Origin of the sequence: Rhizobacter sp. LjRoot28, assembly GCF_964253025.1 — a bacterium.
Classification (GTDB): domain Bacteria; phylum Pseudomonadota; class Gammaproteobacteria; order Burkholderiales; family Burkholderiaceae_C; genus Rhizobacter.
Genome location: NZ_CAXUQC020000001.1, coordinates 1,437,504 through 1,452,279, shown reverse-complemented (window position 1 = coordinate 1,452,279; position 14,776 = coordinate 1,437,504). Strand labels below are relative to the sequence as shown.

Annotated in this window: 14 protein-coding genes and 1 tRNA gene; 6 read left to right on the top strand and 9 right to left on the bottom strand. The window is 67.4% G+C overall.

All coding sequences use genetic code 11. The features are described 5' to 3' along the window. Nucleotides 1-10: 10 nt before the first annotated feature. The 4 genes from ACSQ2F_RS06915 to lgt all read right to left on the bottom strand — a co-directional run bounded on the left by ACSQ2F_RS06915 (nucleotide 11) and on the right by lgt (nucleotide 2,019). A complete protein-coding gene (locus ACSQ2F_RS06915) occupies nucleotides 11-211 on the bottom strand; it encodes a hypothetical protein (RefSeq protein WP_436021112.1) in 201 nt (66 codons plus the stop codon). 116 nt (nucleotides 212-327) lie between these two features. Further along, nucleotides 328-402 (bottom strand) — tRNA-Val (locus tag ACSQ2F_RS06910). 97 nt (nucleotides 403-499) lie between these two features. After that, the gene (dnaQ, locus tag ACSQ2F_RS06905) at nucleotides 500-1,204 is read right to left on the bottom strand and encodes a DNA polymerase III subunit epsilon (protein WP_436021110.1); all 705 of its coding nucleotides are present in this window, start codon (nucleotides 1,202-1,204) and stop codon (nucleotides 500-502) included. Continuing rightward, nucleotides 1,201-2,019: a prolipoprotein diacylglyceryl transferase gene (gene lgt, locus ACSQ2F_RS06900; protein ID WP_436021108.1), complete on the bottom strand. Its 819-nt coding sequence runs from the start codon at nucleotides 2,017-2,019 to the stop codon at nucleotides 1,201-1,203. The genes dnaQ and lgt overlap by 4 nt, the downstream gene beginning before the upstream one ends. Nucleotides 2,020-2,215: 196 nt before the next feature. Between lgt and ilvD the strand changes: the two genes are divergently transcribed. The 3 genes from ilvD (at nucleotide 2,216) to ACSQ2F_RS06885 (ending at nucleotide 5,691) form a co-directional block, all read left to right on the top strand. After that, a complete protein-coding gene (ilvD, locus tag ACSQ2F_RS06895) occupies nucleotides 2,216-3,913 on the top strand; it encodes a dihydroxy-acid dehydratase (RefSeq protein WP_436021106.1) in 1,698 nt (565 codons plus the stop codon). 159 nt (nucleotides 3,914-4,072) lie between these two features. Continuing rightward, nucleotides 4,073-4,933: a PEP-CTERM sorting domain-containing protein gene (locus tag ACSQ2F_RS06890; protein WP_436021104.1), complete on the top strand. Its 861-nt coding sequence runs from the start codon at nucleotides 4,073-4,075 to the stop codon at nucleotides 4,931-4,933. A 212-nt stretch (nucleotides 4,934-5,145) separates the two neighbouring features. Continuing rightward, nucleotides 5,146-5,691, top strand: a complete 546-nt coding sequence (locus ACSQ2F_RS06885) for a DUF4166 domain-containing protein (RefSeq protein WP_436021102.1) — start codon at nucleotides 5,146-5,148, stop codon at nucleotides 5,689-5,691. 163 nt (nucleotides 5,692-5,854) lie between these two features. Here the strand turns inward: ACSQ2F_RS06885 and ACSQ2F_RS06880 are convergent, their stop codons facing one another. Continuing rightward, nucleotides 5,855-6,109, bottom strand: coding sequence for a TIGR04438 family Trp-rich protein (locus ACSQ2F_RS06880; protein WP_436021100.1), 255 nt, complete (start codon nucleotides 6,107-6,109; stop codon nucleotides 5,855-5,857). Between the two features lie 138 nt (nucleotides 6,110-6,247). On the opposite strand from ACSQ2F_RS06880, the gene ACSQ2F_RS06875 reads away from it, so the two are divergent. Further along, nucleotides 6,248-6,580: a c-type cytochrome gene (locus ACSQ2F_RS06875; protein ID WP_436021098.1), complete on the top strand. Its 333-nt coding sequence runs from the start codon at nucleotides 6,248-6,250 to the stop codon at nucleotides 6,578-6,580. Nucleotides 6,581-6,770: 190 nt separating this feature from the next. Here the strand turns inward: ACSQ2F_RS06875 and acs are convergent, their stop codons facing one another. Further along, a complete protein-coding gene (acs, locus tag ACSQ2F_RS06870; RefSeq protein ID WP_436021096.1) occupies nucleotides 6,771-8,741 on the bottom strand; it encodes an acetate--CoA ligase in 1,971 nt (656 codons plus the stop codon). Between the two features lie 174 nt (nucleotides 8,742-8,915). On the opposite strand from acs, the gene ACSQ2F_RS06865 reads away from it, so the two are divergent. Together ACSQ2F_RS06865 and ACSQ2F_RS06860 are read left to right on the top strand one after the other, a co-directional pair. Then, nucleotides 8,916-9,560, top strand: coding sequence for a TIGR00645 family protein (locus tag ACSQ2F_RS06865; protein ID WP_436021094.1), 645 nt, complete (start codon nucleotides 8,916-8,918; stop codon nucleotides 9,558-9,560). A 149-nt stretch (nucleotides 9,561-9,709) separates the two neighbouring features. Beyond that, a complete protein-coding gene (locus ACSQ2F_RS06860; protein WP_436021092.1) occupies nucleotides 9,710-11,230 on the top strand; it encodes a fumarate hydratase in 1,521 nt (506 codons plus the stop codon). Nucleotides 11,231-11,321: 91 nt separating this feature from the next. Here ACSQ2F_RS06860 and ACSQ2F_RS06855 read toward each other — a convergent pair whose 3' ends face one another. Genes ACSQ2F_RS06855 through ACSQ2F_RS06845 form a run of 3 tightly spaced genes read right to left on the bottom strand, consistent with a single transcriptional unit; the run spans nucleotide 11,322 to nucleotide 14,576 of the window. After that, a complete protein-coding gene (locus ACSQ2F_RS06855; RefSeq protein WP_436021090.1) occupies nucleotides 11,322-12,149 on the bottom strand; it encodes a transglutaminase family protein in 828 nt (275 codons plus the stop codon). A gap of 10 nt (nucleotides 12,150-12,159) precedes the next feature. Continuing rightward, a complete protein-coding gene (locus tag ACSQ2F_RS06850) occupies nucleotides 12,160-13,137 on the bottom strand; it encodes an alpha-E domain-containing protein (protein ID WP_436021088.1) in 978 nt (325 codons plus the stop codon). A gap of 2 nt (nucleotides 13,138-13,139) precedes the next feature. Beyond that, nucleotides 13,140-14,576, bottom strand: coding sequence for a circularly permuted type 2 ATP-grasp protein (locus ACSQ2F_RS06845; protein WP_436021086.1), 1,437 nt, complete (start codon nucleotides 14,574-14,576; stop codon nucleotides 13,140-13,142). Nucleotides 14,577-14,776 lie beyond the last annotated feature (200 nt).

The following is a 14,776-nucleotide window of genomic DNA, read 5'->3' as shown; positions in this document are numbered from 1 at the left end:
GGCCGAACGCTCAGGCAGCCTTGGCGACCACCCTGGGCTGGACACGCAGTGTCTTGCCACCGGCCTGCTGCACCTCGATGAGCTCGGCCCGGACACCAGCCGCGTGACCGGCGGGACGGCCGGTGCGGGTGGCCAGGAAGCTGCGCAACTGGTCGCGCGCCTCGGGGTCGGCGAGGACGGCTTTGGCGCGTTTGCTTTGGAGGGCTTTCACGGATGTCACTATGCCACAGGCTCGACCACCCGGCATGCGCCTCGAAGAACGGCGTCACGGGAGCAAGGGCAGCATGAAAAAAGCCCGCAGTCCGTGAGGGCTGCGGGCTTCTCGACTGGTGGGTGGTACAGGGATTGAACCTGTGACCCCTGCCGTGTGAAGGCAGTGCTCTACCGCTGAGCTAACCACCCGAAACTCGGGCTGTGAAACGTGACGCTGGAGGGGGCGGGAGCCACCGAAGCGGTGCCTGTCGTTGCCGTCAGGCGCTGCGTTTCGCAGAGCCTCGCATTATGCCACAAGCAAATGCCATTTGGTCTTTCCGTTTGAAGATTTATCGAGATCCTTGAGCACACCCTGGTGGGCGTCGAGCTCCTCGGCGGTGGCCGTCAGCACCGGCAGGGTGAACTGGCTCAGGTCGATGGCGGCGACGACGATCTGGTCGTCCCCGCTGTCGGAGGCATCGATGACCAGGGAGTCCTGGCCGCGCGTCATGCGGATGTAGACCTCGGCCAGCAGGCCGGCGTCCAGCAAGGCGCCGTGCAAGGTGCGGTTGGTGTTGTCGACTTCCAGGCGCTTGCACAGCGCGTCGAGCGAGTTCGACTTGCCGGGGAACATCTCCCGCGCCATGGTCAGGCTGTCGGTGACGGCGCTCACCTGCTCCGGGAACTTCGGGCGCCCGAGGCGGCGAAGTTCCTCATTCAGGAAGCCGACGTCGAACGCGGCGTTGTGGATGATGATCTCGGCGTCCGCGAGGTACGACATGAGTTCGTCGGCCACGCTCGAGAACAGCGGCTTGTCGGCCAGGAACTCGTCGGTGAGGCCGTGGATCTTGACGGCGTCCTCGTGGCTCTTGCGCTCCGGGTTCAGGTAGAAATGCAGGTTGCGGCCGGTCAGCCGGCGGTTCACCATCTCCACGCAACCGATCTCGATGATGCGGTCGCCCGACTCCGGGCTCAGGCCGGTGGTTTCGGTGTCGAGGAAGATCTGCCTCATGCCGCCGCGCCCTCCGGCAGGCCCGCGCCGCGGCGCGTGGCCCAGGCCCACATGATGGCGCCGGCCGCGATCATCGGCAGGCTCAGCCACTGGCCCATGGTCAGGCCGAGCGACAGCAGGCCGAGGAAGTTGTCGGGCTCACGGAAGTACTCGGCGATGAAGCGGCAGACGCCATAGCCCACGAGGAACGCCCCGGACACCTGGCCGCGGTGGCGCGGCTTGCTGGCGTACCACCACAGCAGCACGAAGAGCAGCATGCCCTCGAGCAGGAACTGGTAGATCTGGGACGGATGGCGCGCCGCGCTGTCGAAGCGGGGGAACTGCATGGCCCAGGGCAGGCTCGGATCGGCGGTGCGGCCGACGAGTTCGCCATTGATGAAGTTGCCCACCCGGCCGGACGCGAGGCCCGTCGGCACGCACGGAGCGATCAGGTCCCAGACCTCCATCACCGGCCGCTTGCGCACCCAGGCGAAGACGGCCATCGCGACGATCACGCCGACGAGGCCGCCATGGAAGGACATGCCACCCTTCCATACCGCGAACACCTCGCCGAGGTGGCTGGCGTAGTAGCTCGCCTTGTAGAAGATCACATAGCCGAGCCGTCCGCCGAGCACCACGCCGACCACGCCGTAGAACAGCAGGTCCTCGACGTCGCGGCGGGTCCAGCCCCGGCTGGCGAACTGCGGCCGGCGCACCCGGATGGAGGCGAGCCACAAAAACAGGCCGAAGGCGACGAGGTAGGTCAGGCCATACCAGTGGATGGCGACCGGACCGATCTTCACGGCGACAGGGTCGATGTAGGGATGAACGAGCATGGGCGTGAGTGAATCCGACGAGGGCGAACGATAACCCACCAGGCCGCGGCTCAGGGCCGCAGCCTCCCATTATCCCGGGCGACGGGTACGGCGTGCGCAGGGACTTCGGGCAGAGGATGAGACATGCGTGGCCGCACGGCCCGATACTGCAGCCATCGCGGTGCCCCGCCCCGCCCTCGCCTGCCCAGGAGCTCCCATGAGTGACATCAACCGCCGCTCGCGCCACATCACCGAAGGCGTGGCCCGCGCCCCCAACCGCTCGATGTACTACGGCCTCGGCTACGAGGAAGGCGACTTCCGCAAGCCGATGATCGGCGTGGCCAACGGCCACTCCACGATCACGCCGTGCAACGCCGGCCTTCAGCGCCTGGCCGATGCCGCCGTGGCCGGCATCGAGGAGGCGGGCGGCAACGCCCAGATCTTCGGCACGCCCACCATCAGCGACGGCATGGCGATGGGCACCGAAGGCATGAAGTACAGCCTCGTCTCGCGCGAGGTCATCGCCGACTGCATCGAGACCTGCGTGGGCGGCCAGTGGATGGACGGCGTGCTCGTGGTCGGCGGCTGCGACAAGAACATGCCCGGCGGCATGATGGGCATGCTGCGCGCCAACGTGCCGTCCATCTACGTCTACGGCGGCACCATCCTGCCGGGCCACTACAAGGGCCAGGACCTGAACATCGTCAGCGTGTTCGAGGCCGTGGGGCAGTTCACCGCCGGCCAGATGACCGAAGAGGACTTCTGTCAGATCGAGCGCCGCGCGATCCCCGGCAACGGCTCCTGCGGCGGCATGTACACGGCCAACACGATGAGCTCGGCCTTCGAGGCCCTGGGCATGTCCCTCCCCCGCTCCAGCACCATGGCCAACCCGCACGAGGAGACCGTCGCGCATGCCAGGCAGGCCGCCCGGGTGCTGGTCGAGGCGGTGCGTCGTGACCTGAAACCGCGCGACATCGTCACGCGGCAGTCCATCGAGAACGCCGTGGCCGTCATCATGGCCACCGGCGGCTCCACCAACGCGGTGCTGCACTTTCTCGCCATCGCGCATGCGGCCGGGGTGGAGTGGACCCTGGACGACTTCGAGCGCGTGCGCCGCAAGGTGCCGGTGCTGTGCAACCTGAAGCCGTCGGGCGAGTACCTGGCCGTGGACCTGCACCGGGCGGGCGGCATCCCGCAGGTGATGAAGGTCCTGCTCGAGGCCGGTCTGCTGCACGGCGACTGCCTCACCGTCACGGGCCAGACGGTGGCGGAAAGCCTGGCCCATGTGGCGCCGGTCCCCGATGCCGCGCAGCAGGTCATCCGGCCCATCGACCGTCCGATCTATGCCGAGGGTCACCTGGCCATCCTCAAGGGCAACCTCTCGCCCGACGGCTGCGTGGCGAAGATCACCGGCCTGAAGAACCCGGTGATCACCGGGCCGGCGCGGGTGTTCGACGACGAGCAGTCGGCCCTGGCTGCCATCATGGACCGGCGCATCCAGGCGGGCGACGTGATGGTGCTTCGCTACCTGGGTCCCCAGGGCGGCCCGGGCATGCCGGAGATGCTCGCGCCCACCGGCGCCCTCATCGGCCAGGGGCTGGGCGAGTCGGTGGGGCTCATCACGGACGGACGATTCTCCGGCGGCACCTGGGGCATGGTCGTGGGTCACGTGACGCCGGAAGCCTACGCCGGTGGCGTGATCGCGCTGGTGCAGGAGGGCGACACCATCACCATCGATGCCCATACGCTCACCTTGCAGCTGCACGTGAGCGATGCGGACCTTGCCACGCGACGTGCGCAGTGGCGCGCGCCTGCTCCGCGCTACACCCGCGGGGTGCTCGCGAAGTTCGCGCGCAACGCGTCGAGTGCCAGCACGGGCGCCGTTCTGGATCGCTTCGAAGACAGGGGCGCATGAGGGTTTCCACGCCAATCCGGTATCCACCTGCTACAGAGCGTACCCATCGGTGAACGCACGCGCCTTTTCCCCCTGAATGAGGGGAGTCCTCCGTGATATTCATCACTACGATGACTCATCCGGCTTCGATCAAGTCGGCGCTCAACTCAGGGAAATTACATGCGTTCATCGATCCTCGCCCTCGCCGTCGTGGCGAGCTGCCTCTCGCCCTTGGCTCACGCCAGCGCCGACTACTCGGCCCGCTTCGAGCTGACCGAGCAACGCCTGCCGACGCTGCTCACCGGCACCGGCATGGATGGCCCGGACTCCATCGCAGGCCAATGGACGAGCCCGAACCGCACTGACGCTGTCGTCGAAACGCGCGCCACCGCTGGCGGCCCCCTGAACCACAGCGACAACATGCACGCCGCCGGCGGCCCTCCCCTGCAGATGGGCGAAACCCGCGCCCAGGTCTATGGCGCCGTGAGCCCGGCCACCGGCACGGCCGCCGTGCATTACACCAATCTGGGCGCCAACCTGCAGATGCCCACCAGCGACGCCACCGGCTTCGCCCGCGCCACCTGGACGCGCGACTTCTCGCTCGACGCGCACTCGTCGTTCACCTTCTCCGGCCTCGCGTCCATCGGCATCTCCGGTGACGCAAGCCCGCTCGACGCCAGCACCGTCTTCAACATCGATACGGTGCAGTCGTTCGCCTCGCTGACGCTGGCCGATGCCGCCGACCGCGTGCGCACCAGCATCAGCGCCAGCATCTCGAGCCTGTTCACCGGCAGCCTGAGCGACATCTTCGCGTACAGCATCGGCCCGAACGGCCTGCTGTCGCTCACCATCAGCAACCACGGCGACTCCGCCCTCACCGGCACGCTGGGCGCCGGCAGCTACGTCAACGTGGCAGCGACCACCGTCGCCGCTCCGGTGCCGGAACCGGCCGCCATGCTGTCGATGCTCGTCGGCGTCGGCTTCGTGGGCGCCGCCGCCCGCAAGCGCCTGCGTGCCAAGGCGAAGGCGCTGGCTGCCTGACCGCTTCCACGCGCCGTGGCGCGGTTCGACAAAGGCGACCTTCGGGTCGCCTTTTTTCATGGCGCGCGCCGAAGGCTCTTCAGCCATCACCGCCTTCGCGGGCCGAGGCACTACCGTGCTGCCGTCTGCGTGATCGGTTGGCTGACGCACGCACCAATCGCTCCGGTGTGCCGCACCAAGCCGCCTTGGCATCGAAACCGTCGAAAGACCCAATGAATGCACTGACCCTCTATGAACGGGCGATAAGGGATCGCTATGCCCGCTTGCCCGCAGCGGTGCAGCACTTCCACCGGCTCCAGGGACGCGTGGTGCTGCACGGGTCGGTCGAGACGTTCGCTCCGACGTCTTCGCTCGGGCGATGTCTCGCGCGGTTCCTCGGGACGCCGAGGCAGGACACGGCCGGACCCATTCGGTTCGAACTCGACGCGAGCCCCGACCACGAGTCGTGGACGCGGCGCTTCCCGTCGCAGCGCATGACATCGCACATGCGTTGGGTGCAGGGTCGGATCGAGGAACGCCTGGGCGCGGCCCGGCTCACGTTCGAGTTGTCGGCCGAGGATGGTGCGCTGGCGATGAAGCTCATCCGCCTGCGCTTCTTCGGGGTCCGCTGCCCGCGGTGGTTGATGCCCCATGTCGTTGCACAGGAGCGGGGCGAGGGCGACTCGCTGCACTTTCGCGTTTCGGCGTCGCTGCCTCTGGCCGGCGTCGTGGCCAGCTACCACGGTCACCTGGTGCTCCAGCGAAGCGTGGTCCCCTGATCGTGGTGTTCGAGGCGCACAGCCCCGATGCGGCCGTAGCCGCGAGGTGTCTCGCCTGAGGCCACCGGCGTCCGTGCGGGGCGCCACGGGGCGTCAACCAAGTGAATCAATCGAGGCGCGGTTCGGCCGATCGCAGGCGCGAACCGGGAGAACGCGGGCGGCGTCAGCGGCGCTTGCCGCGGCGGCCGCGCTCGTCCATGCCCAGCTTGGCCAGGTTCTCCTGGCGGCGCTTCGCCTGGCGGGCGTCCATCTTGTCCATCTCACGGCGCTTGGTGTAGCCGGTGGCATCCGCCCAGGCCCACCACACCACGGCGGCGGCGAAGGGCGACAGGATCCCCCACCAGGACCATTCCGCCACGACCCCGAACTCCGCCACCTTCATCACGAGCAGCAGCACACCGATCACGACGAAATACATCGATCCCACCTCCGGAAATAGTGCCCGGTTCGGACCAGGACGGTCCCCGGGTCGGGTCAACCCCGACGCATAGAATGCGTTGAGTGAACAGTGTTGGAACTGTAATTCACCTGGATCGCACCAACACGGAAGGAAATCATGAAGTCATCTGTTTCGATCGCGCTTGCCGTGGCAGCCTTTGCGGGCCTGTCCATCAGTGCACCGGCCCGCGCCAGCGCCGACCTGGCCCAGAAGAAGAACTGCATGAGCTGCCACACGGTGCAGAAGAAGGTGGTGGGCCCGGCCTTCAAGGACGTCGCGGCCAAGTACGCCGGCCAGAAGGACGCCACCGAGCGTCTCACACAGAAGGTGCTCAAGGGCGGCTCGGGCGCCTGGGGCCCGGTCTTCATGCCGGCCATGAAGGATGCCAACCCGCCCGTGAGCGAAGCGGAAGCCCGCCAGCTCGTGCAGTGGGTGATGCAGCAGAAGTAAACCGTGCACCGGGCGGCGCTTGCCGCCCTGCCACCGCCTGCCCGGGACCGCCGCGGGCAACCCCCGCCGTCCTGCGGCCGGGCTCGACCCGACCCGACGCCCGCGCCACGCGGTCGCTCCGCAACGGCCCAGGCAAGCCACCGGTGTGCGCAGGCGCACCTGCAACACCGGTGGACTCGAACACCGGAGGTCAGTAGGCCTGCCCCAGTTGGTCAAGGATGGCCGGGTTCTCCAGCGTGCTGGTGTCCTGCGTCACCGCCTCACCCTTGGCGACCGAGCGCAGCAGGCGTCGCATGATCTTGCCCGAGCGGGTCTTGGGCAGGTTGTCGCCGAAGCGGATGTCGCGCGGCTTGGCGATCGGGCCGATCTCCTTGCCCACCCAGTCACGCAGTTCCTTGGCGATGGCCTTGGCCTCGTCGCCCGTGGGGCGCGGCCGCTTGAGCACCACGAACGCACAGATGGCCTCGCCCGTCGTGTCGTCGGGACGGCCCACCACCGCCGCCTCGGCCACCAGGTCGGTGTGCGAAACAAGCGCCGACTCGATTTCCATCGTGCCCATCCGGTGCCCCGACACGTTCAGCACGTCGTCGATGCGCCCGGTGATGGTGAAGTAGCCCGTCTTGGCGTCCCGGATGGCGCCGTCGCCCGCCAGGTAGTACTGGCCCTTGAAGTCTTCGGGGTAGTAGCTCTTCTTGAAGCGCTCAGGGTCCCCGTAGATCGTGCGGATCATCGAGGGCCAGGGCTTCTTGATGACGAGGATGCCGCCCTGCCCCCATGGCACTTCCTTGCCGGTCTCGTCGACGACGGCGGCCTGGATGCCCGGGAACGGCAAGGTGCAGGAACCCGGCACCAGTGGCGTGGCGCCCGGCAGCGGGGTGATCACGTGGCCACCGGTCTCGGTCTGCCAGAAGGTGTCGACGATGGGGCAGCGGCCGCCACCGATGTGCTGGTGGTACCAGTCCCAGGCGGCCGGGTTGATCGGCTCGCCGACCGACCCCAGGATGCGCAGGCTGCTCAGGTCATAACGCTTGGGGTGCACGGCTTCGTTGGCCTCGGCCGCCTTGATGAGCGAGCGGATGGCGGTCGGCGCGGTGTAGAAGACCGTGACCTTGTGGTCCTGGATCATCTTCCAGAAGCGTCCGGCGTCCGGGTAGGTCGGCACGCCCTCGAACACCACCTGGGTGGCGCCGAGGGCCAGCGGTCCGTAGGCGATGTAGGTGTGACCGGTGACCCAGCCAATGTCGGCGGTGCACCAGAACACGTCCTTGTCGTGCAGGTCGAAGGTCCACTTGGTGGACAGGGCCGCATGCAGCAGGTAGCCGCCGCTCGAGTGCTGCACGCCCTTCGGCTTGCCGGTGGAGCCCGAGGTGTACAGCAGGAACAGCGGGTGTTCGGCCCCCACCCATTCCGGCTCCGCGGTCTCGGGCTGGCTGGCCGTGAGCTCGTGCAACCAGGCGTCGCGGCCGTCATTCCAGGCGATGTTGCCGCCGGTGCGGCGGTACACGATGACCTTGCGGACCGTCTCGCAACCGCCGAGCCCGATGGCTTCGTCGACGATCGCCTTGAGCGGCAGCGACTTGCCCCCACGCTGCTGTTCGTCGGCGGTGAGCACCATCACGGCGCCGGCGTCCTGGATGCGGTCGCGCAGGCTCTGCGCGGAGAAGCCGCCGAACACGACCGAGTGCGTGGCGCCGATGCGGGCGCAGGCCTGCATGGCGACGATGCCCTCGACGGACATCGGCATGTAGATGACGACCCGGTCGCCGCGGCGCACGCCTTCGGCGCGCAGCGCATTCGCGAGGCGAGCCGTGCGGGCCAGCAGGTCGCGGTAGGTGTGGCGCGTGACCTTGCCGTCGTCGGTCTCGAAGATGATGGCGACCTTGTCGCCGAGGCCCGCTTCGACCTGGCGGTCCAGGCAGTTGTACGAGACGTTGAGCGAGCCGTCGTCGAACCACTTGAAGAACGGGGCGTTGCTGGTGTCCAGCGTCTTGGTGAACGGCGTCTTCCAGGTGACGAACTCGCGCGCGAGGCGGGCCCAGTAGCCTTCGTAGTCGGCATCGGCTTCGGCGACGAGCTTTTCGTACGCGGCCATGCCGGAGACGTGCGCCCCCTTCACGACGGACTCAGGGGCGGGATGGATCGTTGCAGGGGCTTCGCTCATCGGAATTCTCCTCGTCGGTTGTTCTCACCGACAGGCACAGTAAGGCGGGGCTCTTACGATGCGCTTACTTCGGGGCCCCATGCTTTCCTGGGTCATTGCGCATGCGCAATGGGAAAGCTGTCATCCCGCGGCCACTACAATTTCGCTTTGCCCACGCAAACGAATCGATCCCTGATGGCCCAGCTTCCCGACCCTGTCTCCGGCAAACTTCGTCCGCTGCCGAACCTGATCTTTGCCAGCCGGTGGCTCCAGCTGCCGCTGTACATCGGGTTGATCCTCGCGCAAGGCGTCTATGTCTTCCACTTCCTCCAGGAACTGCTCCACCTCATCGAGGCGGTGTTCGGCAGCAAGGCGGCCCTCGAAGCCCTGATCTCGAGCATCGGCTACCAGCTGCCGACGATCAAGGATGCCGCCGGCCAGGTGATCGGCGTGGAAGCGCCCAAGCTGAACGAAACGGTGATCATGCTGGTCGTGCTGGCCCTGATCGACGTGGTGATGATCTCCAACCTGCTCATCATGGTGATCGTCGGCGGTTACGAGACCTTTGTGTCACGCATGAACCTCGACGGACATCCGGACCAACCCGAGTGGTTGAGCCATGTCAATGCCTCGGTACTGAAGGTCAAGCTCGCCACGGCCATCATCGGCATCAGCTCCATCCACCTGCTCAAGACCTTCATCAGCGCCGGAAACTACGCCGAGAAGGTGCTGATGTGGCAGACGCTGATCCACCTCGCCTTCCTGCTGTCGGCGCTGGCCATTGCCTGGACGGACCGGATCCTCACCTCCACCCACGCAACCGCGAACAACGGCCACTGAGGCGTCCCACCGCCCGGCCGCAACGGCCGGGCACCCCGTGCCGAGCGAGTGCCCTCGCGTGCAATGCGGCACCGCTTACGTGTTTGCCGCGCCGGGAGGCCCGGGCGGACGGGTGATAATTGCGGATCATCTGCCAACCGTCCTGAGCCATGACGACCACGATCCGCCACGCCGACCTCGTCCAGAGCGTCGCCGCAGCCCTGCAGTACATCAGCTACTACCACCCCGCCGACTACATCACGCACCTGGCTCGCGCCTATGAGCTCGAGCAGAGCCCGGCGGCGAAGGACGCGATCGCGCAGATCCTGACCAACTCGAAGATGTGCGCCGAAGGTCGCCGGCCCATCTGCCAGGACACCGGCATCGTCAACGTGTTCCTGAAGATCGGCATGGACGTGCGCTTTGCCGACTTCCCCGGCAGCATCGAAGACGCCGTCAACGAAGGCGTTCGCCGCGGCTACCTCGACCCGGAAAACAAGCTGCGCGCCAGCATCGTGGCCGACCCGCACTTCGAGCGCAAGAACACCCAGGACAACACCCCCGCGGTGGTGCACATGAGCGTCGTGCCGGGCAACACGGTGGACGTGCAGATCGCCGCCAAGGGCGGCGGCAGCGAGAACAAGAGCAAGTTCGTCATGATGAACCCGAGCGACAGCCTGGTCGACTGGGTGCTCAAGACGGTGCCCACCATGGGCGCCGGCTGGTGCCCGCCGGGCATGCTGGGCATCGGCATCGGCGGCACGGCCGAGAAGGCGATGCTGCTTGCGAAGGAATCGCTGATGCAGGACATCGACATGTACGAGCTCAAGGCCCGCGGCCCGCAGAACAAGGTCGAGGAACTGCGCATCGAGCTGTGCGACAAGATCAACGCGCTGGGCATCGGCGCGCAGGGCCTGGGCGGCCTCACGACCGTGCTCGACGTCAAGATCGCCACCTACCCGACGCACGCGGCCAGCAAGCCGGTCGCGATGATCCCGAACTGCGCGGCCACGCGCCATGCGCACTTCGTGCTCGACGGCTCCGGCCCCGCCTACCTCGAGCCGCCGAGCCTCGACCTGTGGCCGGACGTCAAGTGGGCGCCCGACTACAACAAGAGCAAGCGGGTCGACCTCGACACGCTCACCCGCGAGCAGGTGGCCAGCTGGAAGCCGGGCGACACCCTGCTCCTGAGCGGCAAGATGCTCACCGGGCGCGACGCCGCGCACAAGCGCATCCAGGACATGCTCGCCCAGGGCGAGAAGCTCCCCGTCGACTTCACCAACCGCGTCATCTACTACGTCGGCCCGGTCGACCCGGTGCGCGACGAGGTGGTCGGCCCGGCCGGCCCCACCACCGCCACGCGGATGGACAAGTTCACCGAGATGATGCTCGACAAGACGGGCCTCATCGGCATGATCGGCAAGGCCGAGCGCGGCCCGGCCGGCATCGAAGCCATCAAGAAGCACAAGAGTGCCTACCTGATGGCGGTGGGCGGTGCGGCCTACCTGGTCTCGAAAGCCATCCAGCAGGCCAAGGTGGTGGGCTTTGCGGACCTGGGCATGGAAGCCATCTACGAGTTCCAGATCACCGACATGCCGGTGACCGTGGCGGTCGACTCCGAAGGCACGTCGGTGCATGAGACCGGTCCGAAGCTCTGGAAGGCGCGCATCGAGCAGAACGCGCTGGCCTGAGGCCGGTCGGCGCGTCCGGGAGCCGTGCCACGGGCCGCTCCCGGTCCCCCACCCCGCCTCGTCCGGGGCCCGTCAGGCGCCGCCGCCGACCTCACGTCACCGTTGAAACCGCCACCGGATCGGCGGCCTGGCGGATGTCGATGTGCACATGCATCGACTCGGCGCCGCCCCCTTCGCGTACGCCGCGGATGGGCGCGCAGGCTGCATAGTCCGGGCCCACGGCGAGCCGCACATGCCGTTCGTCCATCAGGCAGGCATGCGTGACGTCGACGCTGAGCCAGCGGTGACGCGCTGGGTCCACACAGACGTCGACCCACGCATGACTGGCCAGGTGCTGCGCGCCCGGCGCATGAAAATATCCGCTCACATAGCGCGCCGCCACGCCGTGGCTGCGGCAGACGCTGATGAAGACATGCGCATGGTCCTGGCAGACGCCGGCGCCCTGCGCCAGCGCTTCCTCGGCGGTGGTGTGCACGCCGGTCGTGCGGGGCTGATAGGGAATGCACTCGACGATGGCCCGCGCGAGGCCGAGCGCCCCGTTCGCCTCGAGTCCGGCCCCGCCCGCGCGGAAGAACGCCTCGCCCAGGCGGTGCAGGCGTTCGTCAGGGGCGGTGAGCGGTGTGTGCCGAAGGTACACCGCCACCGGCGTGACCGCGTCCACGAGCAGCGGATGTGCGTGCGTCTCCACCGTTCCGCTGGCCCGCACCTCTCCCCCGCTCGGCCGGCCCGTCATGCTGCAGGTGTGCGCGAGGTTGCCGTAGGCGTCGCGCGCGGCGAACAGGGTGCCGGGCGCGGTCACGGCCCAGTCGTGCACGGTCTGGTGGGCGCTGCTCTGAGGGGTCAGGCAATACGACTGCAGCGCGTACTGGAGCGGTGCGCTGTAGTCGTAGTGGGTGACGTGCTCGATGTGAAGCTTCATGCCGGGTCGTTCAGGCCGCCATGGGCACGAGGAAATCCCGACTGATGCCGACGCCGAGCGTGCCCACCCGGTCGAGGAACTGGGTGAGGAAGGCGTGCAGGCCGGTCGAGAGGATCTCGTCGATGCGACCGAACTTCAGGTCGGCCTGCAAGCGCCCTGCCAGGCGCAGCGTGTCGCCCGACTGCTCGTTCGCCACGTGCTTCAGGTTCGACACCACCTCGTCCATGCAGGCCGCCAGAGACCGCGGCATGTCCGACCGGAGGATGAGCAGCTCGGCCACCTTCTCGGGCCGGATCACGTTGCTGTAGGCCTTGCGGTAGACCTCGAACCCGGAGACGGACCGCAGGATGGCCGACCAGTGATAGAAGTCGTACTCCTGGTCCTTGCCGCTGGCCGCGGCGCCGAGACCGGCCGTGCCGAAGAACTCGCTCTCCACCGCATGGAACTTCACGTCCAGCATGCGGGCCGTGTTGTCGGCGCGCTCGAGGAAGCTGCCCATGCGCAGGAAGTGGAAGGCCTCGTCCTGCAGCATCGTGCCCACGGTCACGCCGCGTGACAGGTGCGATCGGAACTTCACCCATTCGAAGCTCTCGCCGGGGTCCTTCTGGAAGGCGCCGTCACGCAGCATGCGCTGGAACTCGAGCCAGGTCTGATTCTGTGTTTCCCAGACTTCGGTCGTGAGCGCGCCCCGCACCGCACGCGCGTTCTCGCGGGCCGCCATCAGGCAACTCGAGATGCTGGACGGATTGCGAGCGTCGCCGACCATGTAGTCCATGATCTTGCGGTCCGTCACGGCGCCGTAGCGGGCGGTGTAGTCCTCGGTCAGCTCGGAGATGCTCAGCAGGCCCTTCCAGCCGTTCTCGGCGGCAGCGGCCGATTGCGGCAACAGCGACGTCTGGTAGTTGACGTCGAGCATGCGGGCGGTGTTCTCGGCCCGCTCCATGTAGCGGGCCATCCAGTACAAGTGATCGGCGGTTCTCGACAGCATGTTCAGGCCTCCAGCACCCAGGTGTCCTTGGTTCCGCCACCCTGCGACGAGTTGACGACGAGCGATCCCTCCTTCAGCGCCACGCGGGTCAGCCCGCCCGGCACCATCTGCACCGTCTTGCCGCTCAGCACGAAAGGCCGAAGGTCGATGTGGCGCGGGGCCATGCCGTTGTCGACGAAGGTCGGGCAGGTCGAGAGCGCGAGCGTCGGCTGGGCGATGTAGCCGGCGGCATTGGCCACGAGGACCTTGCGGAATTCCGCGAGTTCGTCACGCGTGGCGGCCGGGCCGACCAGCATGCCGTAGCCACCGGCACCGTGCACCTCCTTGACGACCAGCTCGTCGAGGTGGTCGAGCACGTAGCGCAAGTCGTCTTCCTCACGGCACTGGTACGTGGGCACGTTGCGCAGAATGGGTTTCTCGCCGAGGTAGAACTCGATCATCTTCGGCACGTAGGGGTAGATGGACTTGTCGTCGGCGATGCCGGTGCCGATGGCGTTCGACAGGGTCACGTTGCCGGCGCGGTAGACGCTCAGCAAACCCGGGCAACCCAGGGTGCTGTCGGGGCGAAACGCCAGCGGATCGAGGAAATCGTCGTCGATGCGGCGGTAGATCACGTCGACCCGGCGCGGGCCGCGGGTGGTGCGCATGTAGACGAAGTTGTCACGCACGAAGAGGTCCTGGCCCTCGACGAGTTCGACGCCCATCTGCTGCGCCAGGAAGGCGTGCTCGAAATAGGCGCTGTTGTGCATGCCGGGCGTCAGCACGACCACGGTCGGTTCGTTGACGGCCGATGGCGCGACGCCACGCAGCGTGTCGAGCAGCAGGTCCGGATAGTGCGCCACCGGGGCGACGCGGTGCTGGCTGAAGAGCTCGGGGAAGAGCCGCATCATCATCTTGCGGTTCTCGAGCATGTAGCTCACGCCGCTCGGCACGCGCAGGTTGTCTTCGAGCACGTAGTAGGTGCCGCTGCCGTCCGCTTCGGCGGCCCGCACGATGTCGATGCCGCTGATGTGGGAGTAGACGCGGCCCGGAACGTCCACGCCCATCATCTCGGGCCGGAACTGCGCGTTGCGGAACACCTGCTCGCCAGGCACGATGCCGGCGCGAATGATGTCCTGCGCGTGGTAGACGTCGTGGATGAAGCGATTGAGCGCTGTCACCCGCTGGATCAGGCCGCGTTCGATCTCGGCCCATTCGTGGGCGGGGATCACCCGGGGAATCAGGTCGAAGGGAATGAGGCGCTCGGTGCCGCTGTTGTCTTCGTCCTTGCTGCCGTAGACGGCGAAGGTGATGCCGACGCGGCGGAAGATCATCTCGGCTTCCTCGCGGCGCGAGCGCATCACGTCGCCAGGCTGCTGCGCCAGCCAGCGATCGTAGGTGCGGTACTGCTCGCGCACCGCCTGCGGCCCCGCATGCATCTCGTCAAAGCTCATCGGCATTCGCAATCTCTCCTCGAGGACACAGTTAGCAATATGCAGGCCACTCGCACACCGGCGTGGTGCGTGAAACCGACGTCGCGCGCACCGCCGGTTGGCATGGGCGCCCGAACGGGCGCTGCGGTGCATTGTCTCGCGGGCCTGCAGGTTCCTGTGTACCACCCTTGTGCGCACGGCGCCCCGGGCGCGTGCAGTATCGTCGT

What these genes read in the sequence shown, in the direction of transcription:
- acs (WP_436021096.1), bottom strand. Translation starts at nt 8,741, where the DNA reads ATGAGCGAAGCCCCTGCAACGATCCATCCCGCCCCTGAGTCCGTCGTG.
- ACSQ2F_RS06875 (WP_436021098.1), top strand. Translation starts at nt 6,248, where the DNA reads ATGAAGTCATCTGTTTCGATCGCGCTTGCCGTGGCAGCCTTTGCGGGC.
- ACSQ2F_RS06845 (WP_436021086.1), bottom strand. Translation starts at nt 14,576, where the DNA reads ATGCCGATGAGCTTTGACGAGATGCATGCGGGGCCGCAGGCGGTGCGC.
- ACSQ2F_RS06860 (WP_436021092.1), top strand. Translation starts at nt 9,710, where the DNA reads ATGACGACCACGATCCGCCACGCCGACCTCGTCCAGAGCGTCGCCGCA.
- ACSQ2F_RS06880 (WP_436021100.1), bottom strand. Translation starts at nt 6,109, where the DNA reads ATGTATTTCGTCGTGATCGGTGTGCTGCTGCTCGTGATGAAGGTGGCG.
- ACSQ2F_RS06855 (WP_436021090.1), bottom strand. Translation starts at nt 12,149, where the DNA reads ATGAAGCTTCACATCGAGCACGTCACCCACTACGACTACAGCGCACCG.
- ACSQ2F_RS06885 (WP_436021102.1), top strand. Translation starts at nt 5,146, where the DNA reads ATGAATGCACTGACCCTCTATGAACGGGCGATAAGGGATCGCTATGCC.
- ACSQ2F_RS06850 (WP_436021088.1), bottom strand. Translation starts at nt 13,137, where the DNA reads ATGCTGTCGAGAACCGCCGATCACTTGTACTGGATGGCCCGCTACATG.
- lgt (WP_436021108.1), bottom strand. Translation starts at nt 2,019, where the DNA reads ATGCTCGTTCATCCCTACATCGACCCTGTCGCCGTGAAGATCGGTCCG.
- ACSQ2F_RS06865 (WP_436021094.1), top strand. Translation starts at nt 8,916, where the DNA reads ATGGCCCAGCTTCCCGACCCTGTCTCCGGCAAACTTCGTCCGCTGCCG.
- ACSQ2F_RS06890 (WP_436021104.1), top strand. Translation starts at nt 4,073, where the DNA reads ATGCGTTCATCGATCCTCGCCCTCGCCGTCGTGGCGAGCTGCCTCTCG.
- dnaQ (WP_436021110.1), bottom strand. Translation starts at nt 1,204, where the DNA reads ATGAGGCAGATCTTCCTCGACACCGAAACCACCGGCCTGAGCCCGGAG.
- ilvD (WP_436021106.1), top strand. Translation starts at nt 2,216, where the DNA reads ATGAGTGACATCAACCGCCGCTCGCGCCACATCACCGAAGGCGTGGCC.